Below are 20,891 nucleotides of genomic sequence, written 5' to 3'. Positions count from 1 at the left end.
GCGAAGCTTTCCCATGCTATGCATGGGAAGGGTGTTACAAACCAGGGCAGTTAACAACTTACCACCAGGCTTCCATTTGAACACCGAAGGTGAAGCCATCGGTTTCATCGGCAAAGGCTGCACCACCAATACGGCCTTTGGATTCGTCGTTCCACTTGGCATAGGTACCGAATACACGAACCTGTGGGCGAGCCCAGTAGCCACGGCCAGCGGACCACTGTTGTGCGATGGTTACTTTAGCCAGTTCGGAATCTACCATGGAACCGTTCAGTTCAAATGCATTTTCAACCTGATCGTAACCCACTTCCAGAGCAGTGCTCATGATGTCGTTCCAGAAGTAAACCGGGCGAACACCAACGCTGATCCAGGTTTGGTCTTCATGTAAAACGCCACCAGGCTGCCCATATTGGTCATTTGGAGCAGTTCTGTTTCCATCCTTGAAAGTGAGGTCGTTGTAAGACAGTAAATATTGCATCTCAATATTTTCACCGATGCCAACAACACCGTGGTTCATAATACGATAGAAGTTATCCCCGCCAAGATTATCGACAGATAAGGTTGAAACGCCCAGGCCACTTCCTCCTACTCCATGAGCAGTCATGGCATCAGATGCATACTGAACGACAAACTTGTTAAAACCACCGAAGAAGTCACCTTGGGTATGCTCAAAAGTTAGCATATATCCATGGTCATCCAGGTCGCTTTCACCAACCTCTTTTGCAGTTTGCTTACCATTACTGTCATAACCGTTATTGACATAGCCACCTTTGAAGGTTGCTGGGTTACCAACGGCATAGTCAAGACCTACTGTCAGATTGCCATTTGGATTGACCGCAATATTTTCCAGACGGATATCAATAATGTTTTGGTCAAGGCTAAATGATTTTTCATTAGATTCAGCTACAACATCAGCAGCCGTATCGTAATAATTGAATGATGTGTTGCTCTTAACCCATGCCAGGCTCAAATCACCAAAGCCAGTATTAATACCTTCAATACCTGCACCTGGTCCAGAAAGGTTCCAGTAGTAAAAGTCAGACATATGAACATCATGGCGCTTATAGAAGCGCTTACCAGCCCACAGGGTTGCTTCAGGAGCGAAGTCCAGAACACCTTTTGCCTTTACGTTGAATTCACGGAATGCAGGATCAGTACCTTCCCAGTCATTGGCTTGGTCAACGCTGAATGCCATGTTGCTGTCCAGGTAGAAAGACTGTTCACCATTGTTGAACAGCTCTGAACCCAGCTTGATTTCGCCGTAAGTTTCAGTTTCGTTACCCAGACGATACTTTGAGCCAGCACCAACCGCCTGGAAAGCTTCCTGGTCACCACCGCCAACAGAAGCGCCGATACCAGAACGCACATAACCATGGAAATCCACAGTCGCCGCAGAAGCAGCAGCAGAAAATACGATAGCTGAAATAGCACCAGCCAGTGGCAGAAGTCTTGCTTTGGTCACAACCAAATTCCTTCAAGTGTGTTGTTGTGTGTTCGCCATCTCGCATGCTGCAGTCCCCCCTGAAACGAAATAAATCGTCCAGACTCTGTCAGCAGGCGTTACAACGTGTTGACGTTTTTTAGGCTGTGGGATTTTTTGGCATTAGTGGGGTGAAGAGCAATATGAAAAGGTTTTTAGAAGAAGTTGGCTGAATATTGATCTGTGTCTTTTTGTGAACACTGCAAACAAAATATATTACGAAGGTTCGTTATATTTCGAATTAATGTCGGTTATTTGATATAGGGATAAATCCCTTTGGGAAGGAATCAAGTGTCTGGGCAATCAACCATCCTCCAGGTGGCGGCGCTGGCAGGATTATCCATTGCAACCGTCAGTCGGGTGCTCAATGGCGGAAAATACGTTTCAGAAAGCACCCGCAAGAAGGTATTGGACGCAGCCCATGAACTGAACTATCAACCCAATTATATGGCCCGGCAGTTGCATGGGCAGAATGCCTTTGTGGTGGGGGTTGTGCTGGGGCTGGATCTGGGAACCATATCGCCGTTTGCATTAAAAGTGTATGAAGCGCTGAAGATTGAGCTGGAGCGGCAGGGGTATCGGGTCAAGCGGGTGAAGTTTTCTCCTGAAGGTGAGCTGATGACGTCGGCCAAAGCCTATGTTGGCATTGGCTTGCACCATGATGATCCCCGCTATCAGAAGGTGCAGGAGCAGAAGGCTCCCTATGTGAGTATCGGGGATGTGCGGGAGGGGCATTTCTGGGTTGCTTCTAACGATGAACAGGGTGGTTTTCTGGCGACCACGCACCTGCTTGGGAATGGCTGTCGTACTATTTATTATGTGTGCCTGCACAGTGACCATGCAGTTTCGTGCATGCGTTACCAGGGCTATCGCAAGGCGATGCTGGAAGCGGGGCTTATTCCTTCGGAGGCCATAGAAATTTCAGTGGATACCGGTCTGCCTGCATTAGATAGCTATCGTCGTATACGTGGCTTGCTGGAATCGGGGATTAAGCCTGATGCGTTTGTCGCTTTTTCTGACATTGTCGCCACAGGCATTTCCATGGCACTGGCGGATACCGGTAGGCGGGTACCGGATGATGTTCAGGTGGTGGGTTACGATGGTATCGATGATGATCGCTATCATTCACTGACCACCGTACGACAGGATATAGAAAGTATTGCGGTTCAGGGAGCAGAACTGGTGATGGAGGCCATGAAATCCTGTGAGCCTCGTGGATGTTGGCTGGATGTGTTTCTTCGTAAAGGGCAGACCTCCTGTGTCATGGCGTGAGGCTGACCCGGCATTTTCCTGAAAATGCACAAAATATGTTGATTTGTATCAAATACTCACGGATCACACCAGAAAGTGGGCATTCTGTAAACGTTTTACGATTTCTTTCAGACACCAATTCATTGAAGATAGCGATCGTTTTTCAGGTCTGTTGTCTCGACAGCGCATTTGAATGAAAGTGTTCACTCCGATCTAAATGACAAGAGCCTGAGAATTTCAATGATCACCCTGGTTCAGGGAAATACCGGAGTAGGTAGAGAGATGATGAAAAAAACGGTTGCTGCAGCGATTGCTTCTGCGCTGGCTATCTCTATGGGTGCCAACACAGCCATGGCGTTCTCTGACGACGAGCTGGTTGTGTGGATTGGTGGCGATAAAGCCTATAACGGTATGGAAGTTGTAGGTAAGCGTTTTGAAGAAGAGCTGGGCGTTAAGGTAAAGATTGAGATTCCTGAGAATCTGACCGATCGTTTCCAGCAGGCTGCTGCCACCGGTAAGGGTCCGGATATTGTTATGTGGGCACATGATCGTTTCGGTGAGTGGGCTGAATCTGGTCTGTTGGCACCCATCAAGCCTTCTGACAATGTCAAGGCTGATATCGAAGCCAAAGGCTGGCAGGCCACGTCTCACAATGGCAACGTATACGGCTATCCGGTCGCCATGGAAGCCATCAGTTTGATTTACAACAAGGACATCATCAAAACGGCACCTGCCTCTTATGAAGAGATGTTCGAACTGAAAAAAGAGCTGGATAAGAAAGATATCACCACCATCATGTGGGACCAGGTTCAGCCTTACTTCACTACGCCGATGCTGGCCTCCAACGGCGGTTATGTATTCAAGGAAGTACCCACCGGCTATGACGTTTCTGATATCGGTGTAAACAGTGCCGGTGCCATCAAAGGTGGCAAGATGCTGGCGAAAATCATCGACGAGGGCGTGATGCCACGGGGCGTTGATTACGGTGTGATGGAAGCCAGCTTCAACAAGGGTGAAGTGGCGATGATGATCTCCGGTCCCTGGGCCTGGGCCAACCTGGAAAAGAGCAAGATCAACTACGGTGTTGCGCCACTGCCTTCTATCGACGGTAGTCCGTCCCGTGCGTTTGTTGGCGTCTGGGCCGCTGCTCTGAACAACGCTTCGCCAAATCAGGGTTTGGCTAAAGAGTTTATCGAGAACTATGTCCTCACCGAAGAAGGCCTGACAACGCTGAACAACGACAAGCCACTGGGTGCCGTTGCTCACAAGGCGTACATGAAGAAGCTGGCGGCGGACCCACGCATCGAAGCCACTTACCAGAATGTTATGAATGGTCTGCTGATGCCTAACGTTCCGGAAATGGGTAAATTCTGGTCAGCTACCCAGTCTGCCCTGACCAATATCACCACCGGTCAGGAAACTGTTGAAGTGGCACTGAACAACGCTGCCAAGCTGATTGCCAACTAAAAACTGCGCAACGGGGTGTAGCGCAGGCTTACATTGACGTGACCCGTTACATCTGCCGGTCGTCGTTTTGATGATCGGCTCAAAACCCTCCCGGAGAGACAAACACCATGACCATTCCCGCCAATGTCAGATCATTGTTGTCTGGCAACGGGCCAAAGTGGGCGCTCGTTGCCCTGATTGATCTAGCCCTGCTTTATGTCATTGCCCTGCTCTATTTTCAGGGCGAAGTGCTTTTCCCATTAACCCTGCTGGTTCTGGGCAGCCTGGGCACATGGATTTTTACCAACAAGCGTGGTTACAGCTATCGCTACGTGTACCCATGTTTGCTGGGCATTATGATGTTTATCGTTTTCCCGCTGGTGTATACCTTTAGCATTTCGTTTACCAATTACGGCTCTGCCAATATTCTGAGCCTTGAACGGGTCAAAGAGATTCACCTGAACAAGCAGGTAAAAAACGGCGAACACAGCTACACACTGGCGCTTTTTCAGCAAAACGACCAGTTTCAGCTGCAGCTGACTGATAAAAACGACAAAAATAGTATTTATACCTCCGACGCTTTCGTACTGAATGGTGACCCGGTAGAGGTTAATGCCCGCCTTGGTGCCGATGCAGAGGGTAACAAACTGTCCATGCGGGAGGTGGTTCAGCAGCGCTCGGCGCTGGGTTCAGTGGCGGTCAACCTTGCCGGTGATACTCGCCTGGTGATGTCATCCCTGCGTGAGTTTTCTGCGATGGCACCGCAGTATCGGGAAGAGAAAAACGACAACCTGGTTGAGATCAACACCGGTAAAGTCATACGCCCGGATATGACCACGGGCTTCTATGTGACCGACAGTGGTGAGCGGGTTGCCCCCGGTTTCTCTGTGTATGTGGGTGGGGAAAACTACGAACGTCTGATCAATGACAAAGGTATTCGTGAGCCGTTTTTCAAGATTTTTGTGTGGACCATTGTCTTTTCTGCGGGCAGTGTTTTGTTCTGTCTGGTGATTGGTCTGTTGCTGGCTAACCTGATGCAGTGGGAACCACTGAAAGAGCGGGCGATTTACCGGGTGCTGCTGATCCTTCCTTATGCTGTGCCAGCGTTTATTTCCATTCTGATTTTCAAGGGCTTGTTTAACCAGAACTTCGGTGAGATCAATATGATACTGGAAGGGTTGTTTGGCATTAGTCCTGAGTGGATGACCGACCCGACTTTTGCCAGAACCATGATTCTGATCGTCAACACCTGGCTTGGTTACCCCTATATGATGATCGTCTGTATGGGGCTGCTGAAAGCGATTCCGGACGATCTCTATGAAGCTTCTGCCATTGATGGTGCCAACCCGATTCATAACCTGCTGTACATAACACTGCCCAATATTGCCAAACCGCTGGCACCGATTCTGATTGCCAGCTTTGCCTTTAACTTCAATAACTTTGTGCTGATTGACCTGTTGACAGCGGGAGGCCCGATGATGGCCGGAACGACAACGGAAGCAGGCTTCACGGATTTGCTGGTGAACTTCACCTTCCGTACGGCATTTGTCGCGGGTCAGGACTTTGGTCTGGCGTCTGCTATTGCCACGATGATCTTCCTGATCGTCGGATTTATCTCCTGGGTTAACCTCAGGGCCACCCGCAGTTCACAGGAGTATTGATAATGGCGATGGTACAACCACGAAACCTGCAATATCGGGTATGGGCAGCCCGGATCATCATGATTCTGCTGCTCTGTCTGGTGATGTTTCCATTTTTGATGATTATTTCGGTGTCATTCCGGACCGGTAACTTTGCTACCGGCAGTTTGATTCCGGATAACCCCAGCCTGGAACACTGGGCAATGGTGTTGGGTTTTGAGTACACCACCGCCGATGGCACGGTGATTAAGCCGACCTTCCCGGTACTGACCTGGCTGTGGAACTCCCTGAAAGTGAGCTTTACCACCTCGGCGCTGATCCTGATGCTGTCCACGACCGGTGCTTATGCGTTTGCCCGGCTGCGCTTCCGTTTTAAGAACCACTTGCTTACCAGCATGATGATTCTGCAGATGTTCCCGGCGGTGCTGGCCCTGGTGGCTTTCCATGCCTTCTTTAATAAGTTGGGCGGTGTGGTGCCATGGCTGGGGTTGAATACTCACAGTGCCCTGGTGATGTCCTATCTGGGCGGTATCACCATGCACATCTGGCTGATTAAAGGCTATTTCGAAAGTATTGATGTGGCCCTGGAAGAGTCGGCCTATATCGACGGTGCCACCCCCTGGCAGGCATTCAGGCATATTCTGCTGCCACTGTCTGTACCTATTCTGGCGGTTGTCTTTGTACTGTCGTTTATTGGGGTGATTGGTGAGTACCCGATTGCGTCTGTCCTGCTTCAGGGCGTTGACCAGCTGACCCTGGCCGTGGGTATGAAACAGTTCCTCTATGCCCAGAACTACCTCTGGGGTGATTTTGCCGCTGCCGCAATTTTGACCGGCATGCCCATTACTGTCGTCTTCCTGATGGCCCAGCGTTATCTGGTCAATGGTCTGACGGCTGGTGGTGTGAAAGGTTAACGGATTTACCGTTTAGAAAGGCTTAGACAAGAGAAAGACAATGGCTGAAGTAAAGCTGACTCAACTGGACAAAAGCTACGACGGTGGCAAGACATTTGTTCTGAAGAACATCAATCTGCACATTGAAGATGGTGAATTTGTCGCCTTCGTTGGCCCTTCCGGTTGCGGTAAGTCGACGTTGTTGCGGATGATTTGTGGCCTGGAAGATATTTCCGGCGGTTTGTTAGAGCTGGACGGTGAGCGATCCAACGATATGCCGCCCAACGAGCGTCGTGTTGGTATGGTGTTCCAGTCTTATGCACTCTATCCCCATATGACGGTTCGGGAAAATATGGAGTTTGGCCTGAAGCTGGCAAAAGCGGACAAGGCCGAGATCAATCGTCGTGTGGATGAAGCGGCCAGAATTTTGCAGCTGGAAAAGCTGTTGGATCGTAAGCCAAAGGCGATGTCTGGTGGTCAGCGCCAGCGGGTGGCGATTGGTCGCTCAATTGTACAGGAACCGAGGCTGTTTCTGTTTGATGAGCCGCTGTCCAACCTGGACGTATCCCTGCGGGTACAGATGCGGCAGGAGTTGTCCCGTCTGCATAATAAACTGAAGACAACGGCCATCTATGTAACCCACGATCAGGTAGAGGCCATGACGCTGGCCGATCGTATCGTGGTGCTCAGCCCACTGGCAGAGGGTGCAGAAAGCAACCTGGAGCAGGTGGGTGCACCGCTGGAACTTTATCACAACCCGTGCAACCTGTTTGTGGCCAGTTTTATCGGCTCACCGAAGATGAACTTCTTCCGTGCCACGATAGTGGAACCCGATCAGAAAGAGACTAAAATCAAGCTGGAGTGTGGTACCGAGTTGCGTGTTTGCAACGACACCCGCAATGGGAAGCCTGGCGATAAAGTAACACTGGGTATTCGGCCACAGGACGTACTGAATCATGAAGAGGCGAATGGCGCAGAAAACTGCATCACCGGCACTATCGAAACCATTGAGCGCCTGGGTAATGAGTCATTTATCTACCTGAATCATCCGGATATTCACGAAGCGTTTATCGCCCGGGTGGAAGATTCCCTGCGTCGTCAGCCTGGTGCTGAATTCCATGTGGGTGTTCCGGCGGAAAACTGTCATCTGTTTGATGCCAATGGTGTTGCGTTTTCACGGACCAGGTCACCAGTATTTGACTGATATTGCTGACACCTGATTCCCTCCCGTGGAAGACCGTTGGAACAACCTGCATTCCATACGACAAATTTTGTGCAATCTCCGGCAACCTTCCAGGTTGCCGGCCTACCTATGAAGAAACTCAATGCTTGATCACCAATTAATCGACAGTCTGGGTGACCTGTGTGGCATGGCCAGCGGCTATAAGGACTGGGATGGTACTCCGGTAGCCATTGACACTGAGAACAAAATTCCCCTGCTGGCTGCCATGGGTTTTGACGTTAGCAGTAATGCGGCGCTGAAACAGGCGATAGCCACTGAACAGTTAAAGCTGTGGCAATCTCCTTTATCACCAGTGACGGTTGCCCATCAGGGGCAAAACTTCTCTTTCGTACTGCGCTGCCCCAAGAGTAAACGTCCATCGTCTGTTGAGGTGAGGATAACGCTGGAAAACGGTGACCAGGTTAGCCATCATGCTGATCTGACCACGGCTGTTGTGTCCAAAACCGTGAAGCTGGAGCGCAAAGAGTATATTGCCCTTGAGGTTTCAGTGCCTGAATACCTGCCACTGGGTTATCACACGATGGCGGTTCAGGGGAAAGCGTTCACGGCAGAAGCCGGATTGATTGTGGTACCAGAAGTTTGTTATGAACCGGAAGCCATGAAACAGGGCGCTAAAATCTGGGGTTCCGGTATTCAGCTGTATACCCTTCGCTCTGAACGTAACTGGGGGATGGGTGATCTCACCGACCTGGGTGCGCTGGCGGCAGGTATGGGTGAGCAAGGAGCTGATTTTGTTGGCCTGAATCCGGTGCATGCCCTGTATCCGTCCAATCCACTGCACTGCTCGCCTTACAGTCCATCGACCCGCCTGTTTGATAATGTACTGTACATTGATCCTGAACAGGTGGCGGAGTACACAGACTGTGCATCAGCCCGTGAGATTGTTGCACACCACCAGGGATTGATTGATCAATTACGCAGCACCGACCTTGTTGAATACGACAAAGTTGCACCATTTAAAATGTCGGTGTTGGAACTGTTGTTTAATGAGTTTGCCGAACAGCATCTGGGCAAGGGAACAGACCGGGATCAGGCGTTCACCGCTTTCTGTCAGTCAAGGGGCGCGCGGTTAGATCAGTTTGCCCTGTTTGAAGCACTGTATGAGCATTTCCGGAAAACCGATATTAATAGCTGGGGATGGCGCTGCTGGCCAGAGGCGTACCAGGTGCCAGACAGTAAAGAGGTCAGGGCCTTTGCCAGGATGAATCAGGCACGGATTACGTTCTTTAAATACCTCCAGTGGCAGATGGATGAACAGCTGAACGCGGCCCAGGACAAAGCCAAAGACGCTGGTATGATGGTTGGTCTCTACCGTGACCTGGCGGTGGGTGTCGACAGCAACGGTGCCGATGTCTGGGCGGATCGTAATTTATTTGTTCTCGAAGCCAGCACTGGAGCCCCGCCCGATGGTTTGGGGCCGATGGGTCAGGACTGGGGTCTGCCACCGTTCAACCCGGTGGTCTTGAAAGAGGAACGTTACCAGCCCTTCGTTGAGCTGATTCGGAACAATATGCGTAACTGCGGTGCGTTGCGTATTGATCATGCCATGGGGTTGTTCCGTCTCTGGTGGTGTCCGAACGGCAACACCGACAACAAAGGTGCCCGTTATGGCTGTTACGTCCATTATCCGCTGCAGGATTTGCTGGGGATTATCAAACTGGAAAGTCATCGCCAACAGTGTCTGGTGTTTGGTGAAGACCTGGGTGTGGTACCACAGGAAATAACCGACAGTCTGCCTCCGGCAAGAATGTACGGCAGTGTGATGGGGATCTTCCAGCAGAATAAGGATCGTTATACGGCACCCGACAAGTACCGTGAAAAAGCCCTGGCGATGCTGGTGTGCCATGACACACCCACCATGAAAGGCTGGTGGGATGGCAAAGACATCGACCTGATGGAATCCCTGGGCTTTTTCTCCGAAGAGCGTGCCGCCGCTGACCACGATGCCCGCGAACAGACCCGCAAGGCAGTGCTGAATACCCTGGCTGACCTTGGTGAATTACCAGAAGGCGTTGACCTTCAGGCAAACACGGCACCGGCATTCAGTCGTAACATCATGGAGAGATTCAGCTATTACCTGGCCTTGTCGGCTTCGCAAATAGCCGGCTTCCAGCTGGAAGATGTGATGATGATTGACTCTCCGGTGAATGTACCTGGCACCTGTAGTGAATATCCAAACTGGCGTCGTCGTCTGCCTCAGAGTATTTCTGCAATGCTGGCCAGCAAAGAGAATCAGCAGTTCTTTGCCAACCTGAGTGGCTGTCGTAAGGCAAAGTAGCCCTTAAGCTGATCGTAGCGGGATCTGTAATCGTTTACAGACTCGCTCTCTGATGAATACCGATAGAATTCAGGCAATTGATTTATCCCGTTGAGTAATACGATGAAAAAAACAGCGCTCTGCCTGGCACTTGGCCTACTGGCTGGCTGTGCAACCAATGATTCTTCGATAGCCCCGGCTGCTAAAGAGCCTGTGGCTGTTTACCACTCTTTACCGACCCTGAACTATCAACCACTGCGGATATACGACGAAGCTATTCAGCAGACCATTGGGCTGACGGAACAGTCTGCAACGCTGAAAACGACTGACAGCGATTCTGCCGTTATAGGCTGGCAGCTACCCGGGTATGGTGCCTACCGGTTCAAAATCAGCAGTCAGATAAAACGTGGGAAATTTGGCCGGGAAGCTTCGGCCTTTATGCCGGAAGTGCAACTGCTCGATAAGCATTACCAGTTGGTTAAAACCGTGCCAGTTACGGCTTTGCATTACCAGAAGCCGGGCCTGCTTGGTCAGGAGTATTTTTATCACAGCTTTGTGGTAGACAATCGTGACCCGCTGCTGACGCCAGTTGAATACATTGTCGTTTATATGAGTGATGATGGTCGCAACCATAAGCTTCAGGTTGTTGATATGGAGAAGGAGTATGCAAAGGCCCGGGGCTTTATGCCACCGGCTACCAAGGATGTGCTGGCGACGGCCAGTGATCATGGGGTTATTACTCTGGAAGCCATGTCACTGACCGAAGCGTACAGTGCCGGCTCTGCGCCGGGGCCTGCTTATACGCCGCCGGTTCCTACAGGAAGAGAGGCTGAGGCAGCCGTCGCTTTTGACACTATTGCTTTAAGTAAAGAGTATCGAGAGACCGTTCTTCAGTTGCTGGGCGATGGCAAGGTTCAGGAGGCTTTGGCGCTGCGGGAGAGTGCGGGTCAGATGCATGCTGATCTGCAGGTGGCATTTTCTGCGCTTTATAGACGTGAATCCGATGGTAATGCCATTGAAAGCACCGCTTCAGATTCGCAGGAAATCGATAAACGCTTGTCCCATGCTTATCAGCAGCAGTTAATGATGTATTTGCAACAAGGTGAAACACGGGCTGCCCTGGGGGTGATTGATCAGGCCAGGATGTTGCTCAGTCATATAGATGCGCTGTTCTGAACGTGTTCGGGGCGCCAGCTCGTTTTCTTGTTCCCACGGGGGACACTGGGGGAACGAGTTCAAAACAGCTGGCCATTGTCTTCAATCCGGCTTGCTTATTTCCCAAACTTGTAGAGTGAAATTGGTCATATCGCCTTCCCCGGTACGGCTCAAGACCACCACTTCATGCTCTGACATGGGATTGAAGCATGCTTTCAGGATACCGTCTTGCTCGATCTTCCCCTTGAGTGACCAGTGCTTTTGATCGTTGCGCCCCAGGATTTCTACCATGTGATCGTTGCAAGTCAGTGCATGAAGGCCTGACAGGCTAAAGTGGGTGACGCGTGGGATGTACTCCCTGGTGATGGTTTGAATTAACCATGCCCCTGCCTGGCTCTTCTCCCAGATACAAATTGTACCGGTCCCTCTATAGCTGGTGGTCAGCAAGTGACTGTCAGACGGGCTGAATAGCGCCTGATATACAGCGCCATCATGTTTGAGCCTTATTGCTGATTCAAGCCTTGACGCGGAACTCAACTCCGGCGAGAGAGGCCGGTTCAGCGACCAGTCAGACCAATTTTCCGGTCTGTGCCATAGCAGCAAATCCTCGCAAGGCGTCGGACCGCCCATTTTATCAGATATAGCGAACAGGTATTTACCGGTAGAGCTGAATTGAAGCGGAAAGTATGTCGGGAAGATTACCGTCTCTTGCCATTTCCCCGATGGATCAGGGCTGTGAATTGCAACCCGCCCGGGATTGTAGGGTTTGTGTTCAATACCCACCAGAAGCTGATCTGCCACTGGGCTGAAGCAGGCATAACCCGAATCCTCTGCTATTAATATTGAATGCTGTGCTGACCAGACTCCACAATCATCCAGAGATAAAATGGTTCTTTTATCCAGCGTGCGCAGTGACAGATACCGCTCCGTTGGACTGAACTGGACTTGATCAATCAACGCTCTGGGGGAGAGGCCGGAAACCTTCATTTTCAGCCAATTTTTATTATTTTCGTCCATGCACCAGATGAGTACCTGATTGTCCTCATTACAGGTCACCATATATTTCCCGGAAGGGCTGAATTGGACCGTCTGGTTCGGCAAAGTTTCCTTGCCGACTTCCTCCCAACAGCTGTTAGCAGACCGTAAGGTATTCACATAACCCTCACTGCTGCGGGTTAACAGGCGGTTCGTGCAAGCACTGAAATTTGCCCCGGTAATCACCCGGCTGCCGTTGTTACCGGACCAATTGACGTACTCTTCTGCCCATTGCCCCCGGTCATCCCTGGCCAGAATACGGTAGTCATTCAAATGACGTCCATAAAACAACAGATGACGACTGGACTGGCTGAGGCAAAAATCAAGAATAGTTTCGGTCTGATTATATGGTTCAGTTGTATCACGCTGCGGGAGAGTGACTTTGTGTCCCGGAACCAGGCGGTAAGCCGGGCATGATTCCATCCTCCTCAAGGTCTCAAGGCATAGTAGTGCGGGCATCTGCGGGAGGTTCTTTATTATCCTGTCCCTGAACGATATCCCTCTGTTGTTACGTGATGCTGGAGTGGCAAATGGATGAGAGCACCTGGATTTTTTCTGCCACGGGGCAATTTGCCGGTACTGTTCCCGGAAGCGTTGCGGAAGTCGGGCAAAATAAGACAGTTCCTGAATATAATTGTTTTCTTTCACCACTTCCCGGAATGTCAGGCAGGTTGCATTAACTTGCCGGATGTCATCGAATTCAAGATGGTCAAAAATCATGACCAAAAGTTCGTGAGGGAGTTCAGTAATACTTCTTTGCCACAACGGTTGTTGTTGCGGAAGCTGTGTCTGCGGACTTGCCTCCGGGAGTGCGATAGCGCGTGGGGAGCCGGGGGGGGGCGTTTTAGCAGGCTCATTTGCAGGCCAATCCGGTGCAATCGAAGCGCCGACAGCCCCTGGAAACAGAGGGTCGCTCATTGACTTACTCCATTCTTAATGAGTTATTACCGGCTAGGAGGCTGACCGAGAATAGGCTGCCCTACCGGCAACCGCTCCTGCGTTGCTCTAGCTCCTGCATCCATGCAGTCGTGCGGTGGCAGCAAATTGGTCTAAAAAGTCGGAAATTTTTAGCAAATAGAACCACTATTCACTAAAAATTTCCGACTTTTTATCCTCAATTTTCTGCCATCCTCGCTACGGGCGCTATTCTCGGTCAACCTCCTAGAACCTTCATAACCATGGATTTATGATGATATTGGACAGACCTGAGGGCAGGAAGTTTCCGGACAGAAACAGGTTGTTCTTACGGCAGACATTAAGAGGCTGTTTTAAAAATTATTGATCGTTAACTCACAATGACAACGGAGTAAAGTCACCGGTTTTCTGACATGAATTCCTGACCGGTTGTTTGACATCCTGCAGGCTCCGGTATCTTCTTATTTCCACGCCCTGCGTGGTAATGCATACCGCATTTGCCTTCAATCCTGCGTACCAGCATCCCTTATTTCCCAGACTTGTAAACTGATATTGGTAACGTCGCCATTCTGAGTTTGGCTCAGGACCACCACCTCATGCTCTGATAGTGGATTGAAGTAGGCTTTCAGAATACCGTCTTGCTTGATAACCCCTTTGAGTGACCAGTGCTGTTGACCGCTGCGCCCGAGGATTCCTACCATTGAACGGTTCCAGGTCAGCACATGAAGGCCGGACGGGCTAAACCAGGGTATGGTGATTGGGGCGCATTCTTCGGTGATGGTTTCAATTGCCCATTGTCCAGCCTGGCTCTTCCCCCAGATGTAGACTGTACCCGACTCACAGCTGACCACTAGGTAATTGTCAGACGGACTGAACCGCGCCACTTTTACCGGAAAACTGTGTCTGAGCGTTATTTCTGAATCAAGAATCGCTCTTGATACGGCATCCGGCTGCAGCAAGCGACCATCGTCCAGCGATCCGGCAGACAAATTTTCCGGTAGGTGCCATAGCCGCACGTCATAGTCTCTGGACTTGTTTTGCAGTATATCAAGGCCCATGAGCCAGCTTTTATTGAACAGATATTGACCGTTAGAACTCAAGAAAACCGGACAATAGCATGGGAAGATCACAGTCTCTTCCCATTTCCCCGATGATTCCCGGCTGTATATTGAGACCTGCCCGGTAATGCCATGATTTTTTTCAAAACCCACCAGTAACTGATCTGCGACCGGGCCAAATTGGGCATGAGTAACAAAATAATGTTCACATATTTTTAGGTTCTGTGATTTCCAGACTTCAGCGCTACGATCATTCAGAGATAGCATCGTTATTTCATTCACCCATGATGTTGGATGCGACCAGAGGAGTGCCAAATATCGCTCCGATGGACTGAACAGGGCGAGTTTAATCAACTCTCCGGAGAGGCCGTTAATCTTCACTTTTCGCCATTTATTATTGTTGTCCATGCGACAGACGATGAAAGGATCGTGCTTGTAGGCCGCCATATATTTCCCCGAGGGGCTGAACACGACCGCATGACCCGATAACTTTACCTTGTCGTCTTCATCCCAGCGGTTGTGGGCAGGTTGCAACATATTCGCGCGATTCTTACCGTTCCAGGTAAACAGGCGATTTTCACAAGCACTGAAATTTGCCCCGGAAACCACCCGGGAGCGGCTGTTATCGGACCAATTCAGGTGCTCTTCTGCCCATTGCCCCTGGTCATCCCTGGCCAGAACTCGGGAGTCATTCAGGCAACGGCCATAAAACAACAGATGACGACTGGACGGGCTGAAGCGAACCTCAATAGCGGCACCGGTCTGTGGCTGTGAATTCCATGCTGCACGCTGAGGGAGCGTAACTTTTAATAGCTTGACCATGCGATAAGCCGGACATGATTCCATCCTCCCCAGGGTGTCAAGGCATAATAGTGCGGACATCTGCGGGAGGTTCTTTATTATCCTGTCCCTGAACGATATCCCTCTATTGTTGCGTAATGCTGGAGTGGCAAATGGATGAAAGAACCGGGATTTTTTCTGCCCAAAGACATGTTGCTGGAACTGTTCCCGGAAGCGTTGCGGAAGTCGGGCAAAATAAGACAGTTCCTGAATGTATTTGCATTCTGTGACCACATCCCGAAATGCAAGACAGGTTGCATTGACACGTCGGATATCATCGAATTCAAGGTGGTCAAAAATCATGGCCAACAGTTCGGGAGGAAGTTCAGTAATCCTTCTTTGCCACAAAGTTTGTTTCTGCGGGGGCTGTTTCTGAGGACTTATCTCCGCAAGCGCGATAGTGGACGGGGAGTCAGAGGGTGAGGTTTTTGTCGGCAGATGTGCAGGCCAATCCGGTGCCATCGGGACACCGGCGGCACCTGAAGACAAAGGGTCACTCATTGACTTACCCCATTATTAATGAGTTATTACCGGCACTGCGAAACATGTGGCAACCATTGATTCACGGTTTTAATGGACAGGCCAAAGGTCAGGAAGTTCACGGGCAGCCTTGATTGTCCTTTGATTAATTAACTCAGATAACCCCCCGAAGCCTGCAGGATGTGGAACAGCCTGTTTCTGCCCGGAATTATAAGAGTTTAATGGGAGGCTAATTTACGGAGAGGTTCGGTATGCATTCCCACGGGGGAGAGGGTGTTGCGAAAGGACTTAAAAAGAAGGGCACCACAAAGGCACAAAGACACAAAGACACAAAGGTTATTCTGGGCTTGCCTGAGTTACGCTCAGCAAATCAAAAAGGCATCCTTCGTGTCTTCGTGTCTTTGTGGTTCAAGGCTTTTATAACTTTTGCAACAAACTCGGGACCGTGGGAACAAGGTATCATCAAGCGCTTCCTTATCTGGCCAGGTAGTACTGCTCCAGCATCACCAGGGTTCGATACCATAGATTTTCCTGCCTGTTTCCGTCAGGTTTTCCCGGTTTACCCGTAATGATTGAATGTCAGAACCTGCCGTTTTCCGCAATCCTGCCTCATGATTGTATTGGCCTGTGCCGCTTTCCATGGCGTGCACCCTTTTTTCCCTTAGCGCCTCATCGGCAGAGGCGGGCAGAAAGCTGATCATCGCCAGCATACGCTCGCGCCTGTCGTCGGTGCAGTCCGGGTCTGGATTAAATCGTGAGTGGGTCAGGCGAGAATCCCAAACCACCATCTCCCCTTCTTTCAATTGCACAGCCCGGAGTGCCCGCCAACGGTCTTGTACATCTTCGCCCTGATATTCAATCCAGCCCTGTTTATTATCTGACCACGATTTATATTGCCCGAAGTCATGATGGGAGCCGGGGATAATACCCAGCATGCCGGTGGTTTTATCACAATCCTTGAGCGCCAGTAAGCCTTGAACCGCACTGAAACCGGGCTGGGTATGAGGATTTTGATCCACATGAAGGGGGAGTATGCTGTTCTGGTCTGTTTCTGGCCGCATATAAATGCATCGGTCAAATACCACCCATAGTTTTTTATTATCCCAAAGGGTTTCAAACAACTTGACCATGGTTGGGTTCTGCCTCAGCTGGGCCAGGGCATCATCATGGTACAGTTCAAAAAAACCATTGATGCTGGCCGCTGGATGATGCTTGACCTGACGTTGCAGCAGGCTGACAGCCCTGTTACGATCCGCTGGAGTGGAAACATTCCCGGCAACGATGTAACCCTCCCTCTCAAAGGCTTCTTTCATGACTTTCCGGTCAGCCCACTTTCCATCGTAAACTGTATGACCGGTATAGCTGATCTCATTAAAGGTATTGTTACTGCAATTGGGGCGTGCCAGTGGGTTCATTGTTTTTCCTCCTCCTTCAGGGTGTTTTGTAGTCGCTGCAGAATCTGATCAGCAATGACTTTCCCTCCGCCATGGGAAAATCGTCTGTCAAGTTCACTCAATGATGACTCGTCGGTATGGGACAATTGCTGGTGAGCAATATCCATGAGATGGCTGAGTGTTGTGATTGCTCCGGGTTCCGTTGTTAACCTTTCTATAAGATGAGTGATGGATTCCATAACCTCTTCCTGACTTTTGAAGTAGTCAATGGGAGCGGTCCCGGGAAATATGTCATGCCAGTCAATGCTGGCATCCACCATGTGATTTTGCTTTAGCAGTGTTAACTGCTGGCCCTGGCTGTCATTGGCCGGAGGCAGCCAGATAATTTTTTTCCCCAGGGCGGCCGCCTCAAATATGTTGCCAAGTCCCGGGGTCATCAGGGCCACTGTTGATTGCTGCAAAACATCCTGCACTTGATCAGGTGTCAGTGTCTGGACCTCAAACTGGTCCCCTGTGGCCTCTGCCAGGGTACGGCTGCCCAGAAACTGGAGCTGGTCGTAGTGACTGCCAAGGGTCTGGTTGATGCAATTCATGATGATTTTTGCGTAGTTCATCATGATGGAAGAAGTCACCAGGGGATTCATCAGCCCACCGGTATTGACCAGCAACAGACTGGCCGTATTGGTTTGGGGGTGCTTATCCTGAAGACGCTGCAGGCCGGACACAATGGAAGGTACGACGATGGTTTCCGGCAGTTTATTCCTGTTTTCCTGTAACCGCTCCTGCACGGTGAGAAAGTTCTGTACCAGATAGAGGTCGGCATGGGTAATGGCTGGAGACACCTCTTTCCAGTACCAGGACAGTGGATCATATACGATGACTTCAAGGCCTGCTTCTTTGGCCCACCCGGCAACCTCCAGATCACAGGCGGTTATAAACAGATCGTATTCACGCAGGTGGCGGAGGTACTTTTCTTTTCGGTCGGTGGCAGAGCCCTGTTCGGTGCAGTCAATGATTCGGTTATATGGGTACTTGGACTGAATATCGAGGGTGTGCTTTTCTCCGATATAGGCGAGGTGTCTGGCCTGTTTGCGTACGTAAGGAAATATTTCCCCGATGGCAGCAGAAGGGCCAAAACCGAAGGGTTCTGCATTAAATAGTATCTTTTTTTCTGCCCCTGAATCCGTGCTGGAAAATGTGATTTCCTGGCAGGGGGACGGCTCCTGGACAGGGCGCTGGTTTTCCTGCAGCGTTTGCTCAACGATTTGGATAACCTGGTCTTTGCCATTGCCCCGTAAAAGCACGGTGTTATCTTTGCCAATGTTGTGGGAGTAAAAAGCCAGGTTGGCAATAAACGTTTTCAGTTTTTCTGCACTCAGCTCCCCCGAGCTTATCCCAAACTGGTTGTCGCCAATCACTTTGGCATTGATCTGCTGTTCATACAGATTTTTCAGGGGTATGGCATAGACGGGCTTGTTCAGGTACATGGCTTCTGACAGCAGTGTGTGTCCTGCGGTGGAGATCACCCCGCCGCAGGCCGCGAGTAATGAAACAAATTGGGCGTCGCCATGGTGATAAAACCGACGACACCCACTATCAGCAGGAAGCGGACACCGTTTGGGTAAAAATATATGTACTGTGATGCCGTCTGGTACATTCTCCCGGACGGTCTGTAGCCATTGATCAATAGGCAGAGCGGTCCACGACTGGGCAGTAATGTACATCAGTAACGAGGCCGTTGTGCCTTGGCATTGTTCTTTGGCAGCAATGATTTCCGGACGAATCACCGGTGGCAGCAGGGTTACATTGGCAGTATCCCTGCGCTGTTGCTCTTGAACTCCAGGCTGAACGTTGAAGAAAGAGATGGCCAAACGCTTGTCGGCACGGGGAAAGAAAAGTGACAGCCGCTCCCGTTCATCCCGAAATGACGTACCCGCCAGATCAGGTGTGAATCTGCCGGTTAAAAACTTGCTTTGCTGGTCGCTGGTGATCAGCGGAGCCTGTTTGCTGTAGGCATACTGGGCGGACACCTGCTCGTAATCACTGATCACCAGATCCGGAGTACCCAGTTGTTGACTCGCTACTGCCATGGCCTGGAAGTTGATTTGGTTGAAGTTCATGCGGTTGTTTTGTGGCAGCTCACTGGTGGCCTCAAAATCCAGCCCGGTCAGACAGCCAGCAATGTAGGGATTGTTTACCTCACATACGCGAACCCCCGGATACTCCTTCTGATGGTTGTGGAAATACTCCAACGCCTGCCCATAAGTGAACAGGACGATCTGATGAGCTCTGTCCCTGAGGTAATTGAGGCAGGGCAGCTGACGGTTCAGATGACCGTTGCCAATGCCACAGATGCCAATCACTATCTTTTTTTTTTGTCCATAAGTGGAGGCTGCACGTCCATGGACAGCGTGGGCATTATGGATTGGTAAACGTCCTGCAGTGAGCCGCTGATCTGCCGTGTCTGCCGCCCGTCCTGGCGAAGATAATCCCCGAGCTTCTGCGCCAGGTAGTCTTTGACCTCGCGAGGAACGGTTCCATCAAGGACGGCATCATGATCACCGATCAGAATATCCTCGCGCTGCTTGTCGAGGAACAGGGTAAACAGCTGATGTCTTGCACTTTCAGCGGTCAGGGTTTTTTTCATGAAATTGTCGTTTAACTTGACCAGCACAATGTCCCGTACCGGGACTTCCGATTCCGGGTCACTATAGTAATCCGAAGGCAGTTGAAAATGCGTCCGGTCCCCAACACTGGTGAGGGACTGTTCGGATTTTCCTGCTTCAGCAACGCCGGCACTGACCACGGGCTCCCATTTGGGCATATCATGGTTACGCACGGAAATGGTCTTGGTGCCCGCAACGGCTTTGAGTTGCCCGTCGTCGGTAAACCTGACGAGGGTTTTGTCTGCCGACATGATTTTTCGTTCTGGCAGTTTGAGATGCTGCCGGGCATGCTCCAGTACCAGTGTGGTTTTGCCAGAGCCTGAGGAACCGGCAAGCAGGTAACATCCCGAGGCATCGCCGATACAGGCCGCATGGACCGGGAACAGTTTTCTTCGTAACCACTCAACCCGACAGGCCCCGTAAAGAAGGTGTGGAAGGGTATCCGGTATGATGTCGTTATCGGGAGCCATAACCTGAACGGCTCTGTCACATTGCACGATGACCGGGTGGCCGTTGGTCTGGACGTGTTCCACGGTCACCAGGGGCTGGTCACCATTCCCGGGCTGTGGCTTGAATCCGGGCAGATGGGCTGACAGGTGTTGAATATCCCGCTGGGTCAGTGAAATGTCTCCGGTTGAGGCGAAATCAAGACGGTGCTGTTGTCCGATGTGCCATGAAACGGACACCTTGCCCTGTGGCGTATTGACAGGACCCTGGTCAGTGTTGTGTATGGCTTCTTTCGCGACTGCTTCTGAAGAAGAGCCGGGTAAAACGGGTAGTGAGTTCATCATTTAATGTTTTAATCATTTTTGCCTTGAGAACTCCCAAGTCAGGCAATAATGACCTGAGCAATGTGGAATTTTCATTGTGCAGGGTGACTGAAAAATCAGATCACAAATTATCAGGACCGACTATGGCGACCATAAGAATTTGGTTTGATCAATGACTCTTTTGTTAATACTGTGGACAGTTGTTAGTATCCCTACCGCAAAGCCTGAGTTGTCAAAGATAACCGGTAAAGATGCAGGCCTTGGGATTACCGGGTAGTAAAAGCTGTCCAGCGATTTTTAAGACCATCTAATCAAGAGAAAGTTCATTGTCTTTGATTTTTCTCAAGTTTGAGCAACCAGGAAAACACATA

At 50.6% G+C, this 20,891-nt stretch carries 13 protein-coding genes; 7 read left to right on the top strand and 6 right to left on the bottom strand.

Annotated features, from left to right (window positions below):
* Positions 1 to 58: 58 nt before the first annotated feature.
* The gene (locus J7439_RS11575; protein WP_353623048.1) at positions 59 to 1,459 is read right to left on the bottom strand and encodes a maltoporin; all 1,401 of its coding nucleotides are present in this window, start codon (positions 1,457 to 1,459) and stop codon (positions 59 to 61) included.
* 309 nt (positions 1,460 to 1,768) lie between these two features.
* Between J7439_RS11575 and J7439_RS11570 the strand changes: the two genes are divergently transcribed.
* From J7439_RS11570 to J7439_RS11540, 7 genes are all read left to right on the top strand, one after another.
* Positions 1,769 to 2,749 (top strand): LacI family DNA-binding transcriptional regulator, encoded by a 981-nt coding sequence (locus J7439_RS11570; protein WP_209201949.1) that lies wholly within the window; start codon positions 1,769 to 1,771, stop codon positions 2,747 to 2,749.
* Between the two features lie 264 nt (positions 2,750 to 3,013).
* Entirely contained in the window at positions 3,014 to 4,195 is a 1,182-nt protein-coding gene (malE, locus tag J7439_RS11565; protein WP_502950420.1) for a maltose/maltodextrin ABC transporter substrate-binding protein MalE, read from the top strand.
* Positions 4,196 to 4,302: 107 nt separating this feature from the next.
* Complete coding sequence (malF, locus tag J7439_RS11560; RefSeq protein ID WP_209201947.1) at positions 4,303 to 5,835, top strand: maltose ABC transporter permease MalF; 1,533 nt, start codon at positions 4,303 to 4,305, stop codon at positions 5,833 to 5,835.
* A gap of 2 nt (positions 5,836 to 5,837) precedes the next feature.
* Positions 5,838 to 6,728, top strand: a complete 891-nt coding sequence (malG, locus tag J7439_RS11555; protein WP_209201946.1) for a maltose ABC transporter permease MalG — start codon at positions 5,838 to 5,840, stop codon at positions 6,726 to 6,728.
* 40 nt (positions 6,729 to 6,768) lie between these two features.
* Entirely contained in the window at positions 6,769 to 7,911 is a 1,143-nt protein-coding gene (locus tag J7439_RS11550; protein WP_209201945.1) for an ABC transporter ATP-binding protein, read from the top strand.
* Positions 7,912 to 8,032: 121 nt separating this feature from the next.
* Positions 8,033 to 10,228 carry a 4-alpha-glucanotransferase gene (gene malQ / locus J7439_RS11545; protein WP_209201944.1) on the top strand — a complete coding sequence of 732 codons (2,196 nt, stop codon included), beginning with the start codon at positions 8,033 to 8,035 and terminating at the stop codon, positions 10,226 to 10,228.
* A 102-nt stretch (positions 10,229 to 10,330) separates the two neighbouring features.
* Positions 10,331 to 11,383, top strand: coding sequence for a MalM family protein (locus J7439_RS11540; RefSeq protein ID WP_209201943.1), 1,053 nt, complete (start codon positions 10,331 to 10,333; stop codon positions 11,381 to 11,383).
* A gap of 81 nt (positions 11,384 to 11,464) precedes the next feature.
* Here J7439_RS11540 and J7439_RS11535 read toward each other — a convergent pair whose 3' ends face one another.
* From J7439_RS11535 to J7439_RS11515, 5 genes are all read right to left on the bottom strand, one after another.
* Positions 11,465 to 13,315: an F-box/WD repeat-containing protein gene (locus J7439_RS11535; protein WP_209201942.1), complete on the bottom strand. Its 1,851-nt coding sequence runs from the start codon at positions 13,313 to 13,315 to the stop codon at positions 11,465 to 11,467.
* Between the two features lie 500 nt (positions 13,316 to 13,815).
* Positions 13,816 to 15,711, bottom strand: coding sequence for an F-box/WD repeat-containing protein (locus J7439_RS11530; RefSeq protein ID WP_209201941.1), 1,896 nt, complete (start codon positions 15,709 to 15,711; stop codon positions 13,816 to 13,818).
* A gap of 482 nt (positions 15,712 to 16,193) precedes the next feature.
* The gene (locus J7439_RS11525; RefSeq protein WP_209201940.1) at positions 16,194 to 17,105 is read right to left on the bottom strand and encodes a phytanoyl-CoA dioxygenase family protein; all 912 of its coding nucleotides are present in this window, start codon (positions 17,103 to 17,105) and stop codon (positions 16,194 to 16,196) included.
* The gene (locus J7439_RS11520; RefSeq protein WP_209201939.1) at positions 17,102 to 19,447 is read right to left on the bottom strand and encodes a glycosyltransferase family protein; all 2,346 of its coding nucleotides are present in this window, start codon (positions 19,445 to 19,447) and stop codon (positions 17,102 to 17,104) included. The genes J7439_RS11525 and J7439_RS11520 overlap by 4 nt, the downstream gene beginning before the upstream one ends.
* Entirely contained in the window at positions 19,447 to 20,541 is a 1,095-nt protein-coding gene (locus J7439_RS11515) for a hypothetical protein (protein WP_209201938.1), read from the bottom strand. The genes J7439_RS11520 and J7439_RS11515 overlap by 1 nt, the downstream gene beginning before the upstream one ends.
* Positions 20,542 to 20,891 lie beyond the last annotated feature (350 nt).

Source organism: Salinisphaera sp. G21_0, assembly GCF_017744115.1.
GTDB lineage: Bacteria > Pseudomonadota > Gammaproteobacteria > Pseudomonadales > Endozoicomonadaceae > Endozoicomonas.
Note: the sequence above shows the minus strand (reverse complement) of the source record. Positions and strands in the feature narration are given on the sequence as shown.

Excerpts from the sequence above, each read along its gene's own strand:
- malQ (WP_209201944.1), top strand. The coding sequence starts at position 8,033 with ATGCTTGATCACCAATTAATCGACAGTCTGGGTGACCTGTGTGGCATG.
- J7439_RS11550 (WP_209201945.1), top strand. The coding sequence starts at position 6,769 with ATGGCTGAAGTAAAGCTGACTCAACTGGACAAAAGCTACGACGGTGGC.
- J7439_RS11530 (WP_209201941.1), bottom strand. The coding sequence starts at position 15,711 with ATGAGTGACCCTTTGTCTTCAGGTGCCGCCGGTGTCCCGATGGCACCG.
- malF (WP_209201947.1), top strand. The coding sequence starts at position 4,303 with ATGACCATTCCCGCCAATGTCAGATCATTGTTGTCTGGCAACGGGCCA.
- J7439_RS11525 (WP_209201940.1), bottom strand. The coding sequence starts at position 17,105 with ATGAACCCACTGGCACGCCCCAATTGCAGTAACAATACCTTTAATGAG.
- J7439_RS11540 (WP_209201943.1), top strand. The coding sequence starts at position 10,331 with ATGAAAAAAACAGCGCTCTGCCTGGCACTTGGCCTACTGGCTGGCTGT.
- malE (WP_502950420.1), top strand. The coding sequence starts at position 3,014 with ATGAAAAAAACGGTTGCTGCAGCGATTGCTTCTGCGCTGGCTATCTCT.
- malG (WP_209201946.1), top strand. The coding sequence starts at position 5,838 with ATGGCGATGGTACAACCACGAAACCTGCAATATCGGGTATGGGCAGCC.
- J7439_RS11515 (WP_209201938.1), bottom strand. The coding sequence starts at position 20,541 with ATGATGAACTCACTACCCGTTTTACCCGGCTCTTCTTCAGAAGCAGTC.
- J7439_RS11535 (WP_209201942.1), bottom strand. The coding sequence starts at position 13,315 with ATGAGCGACCCTCTGTTTCCAGGGGCTGTCGGCGCTTCGATTGCACCG.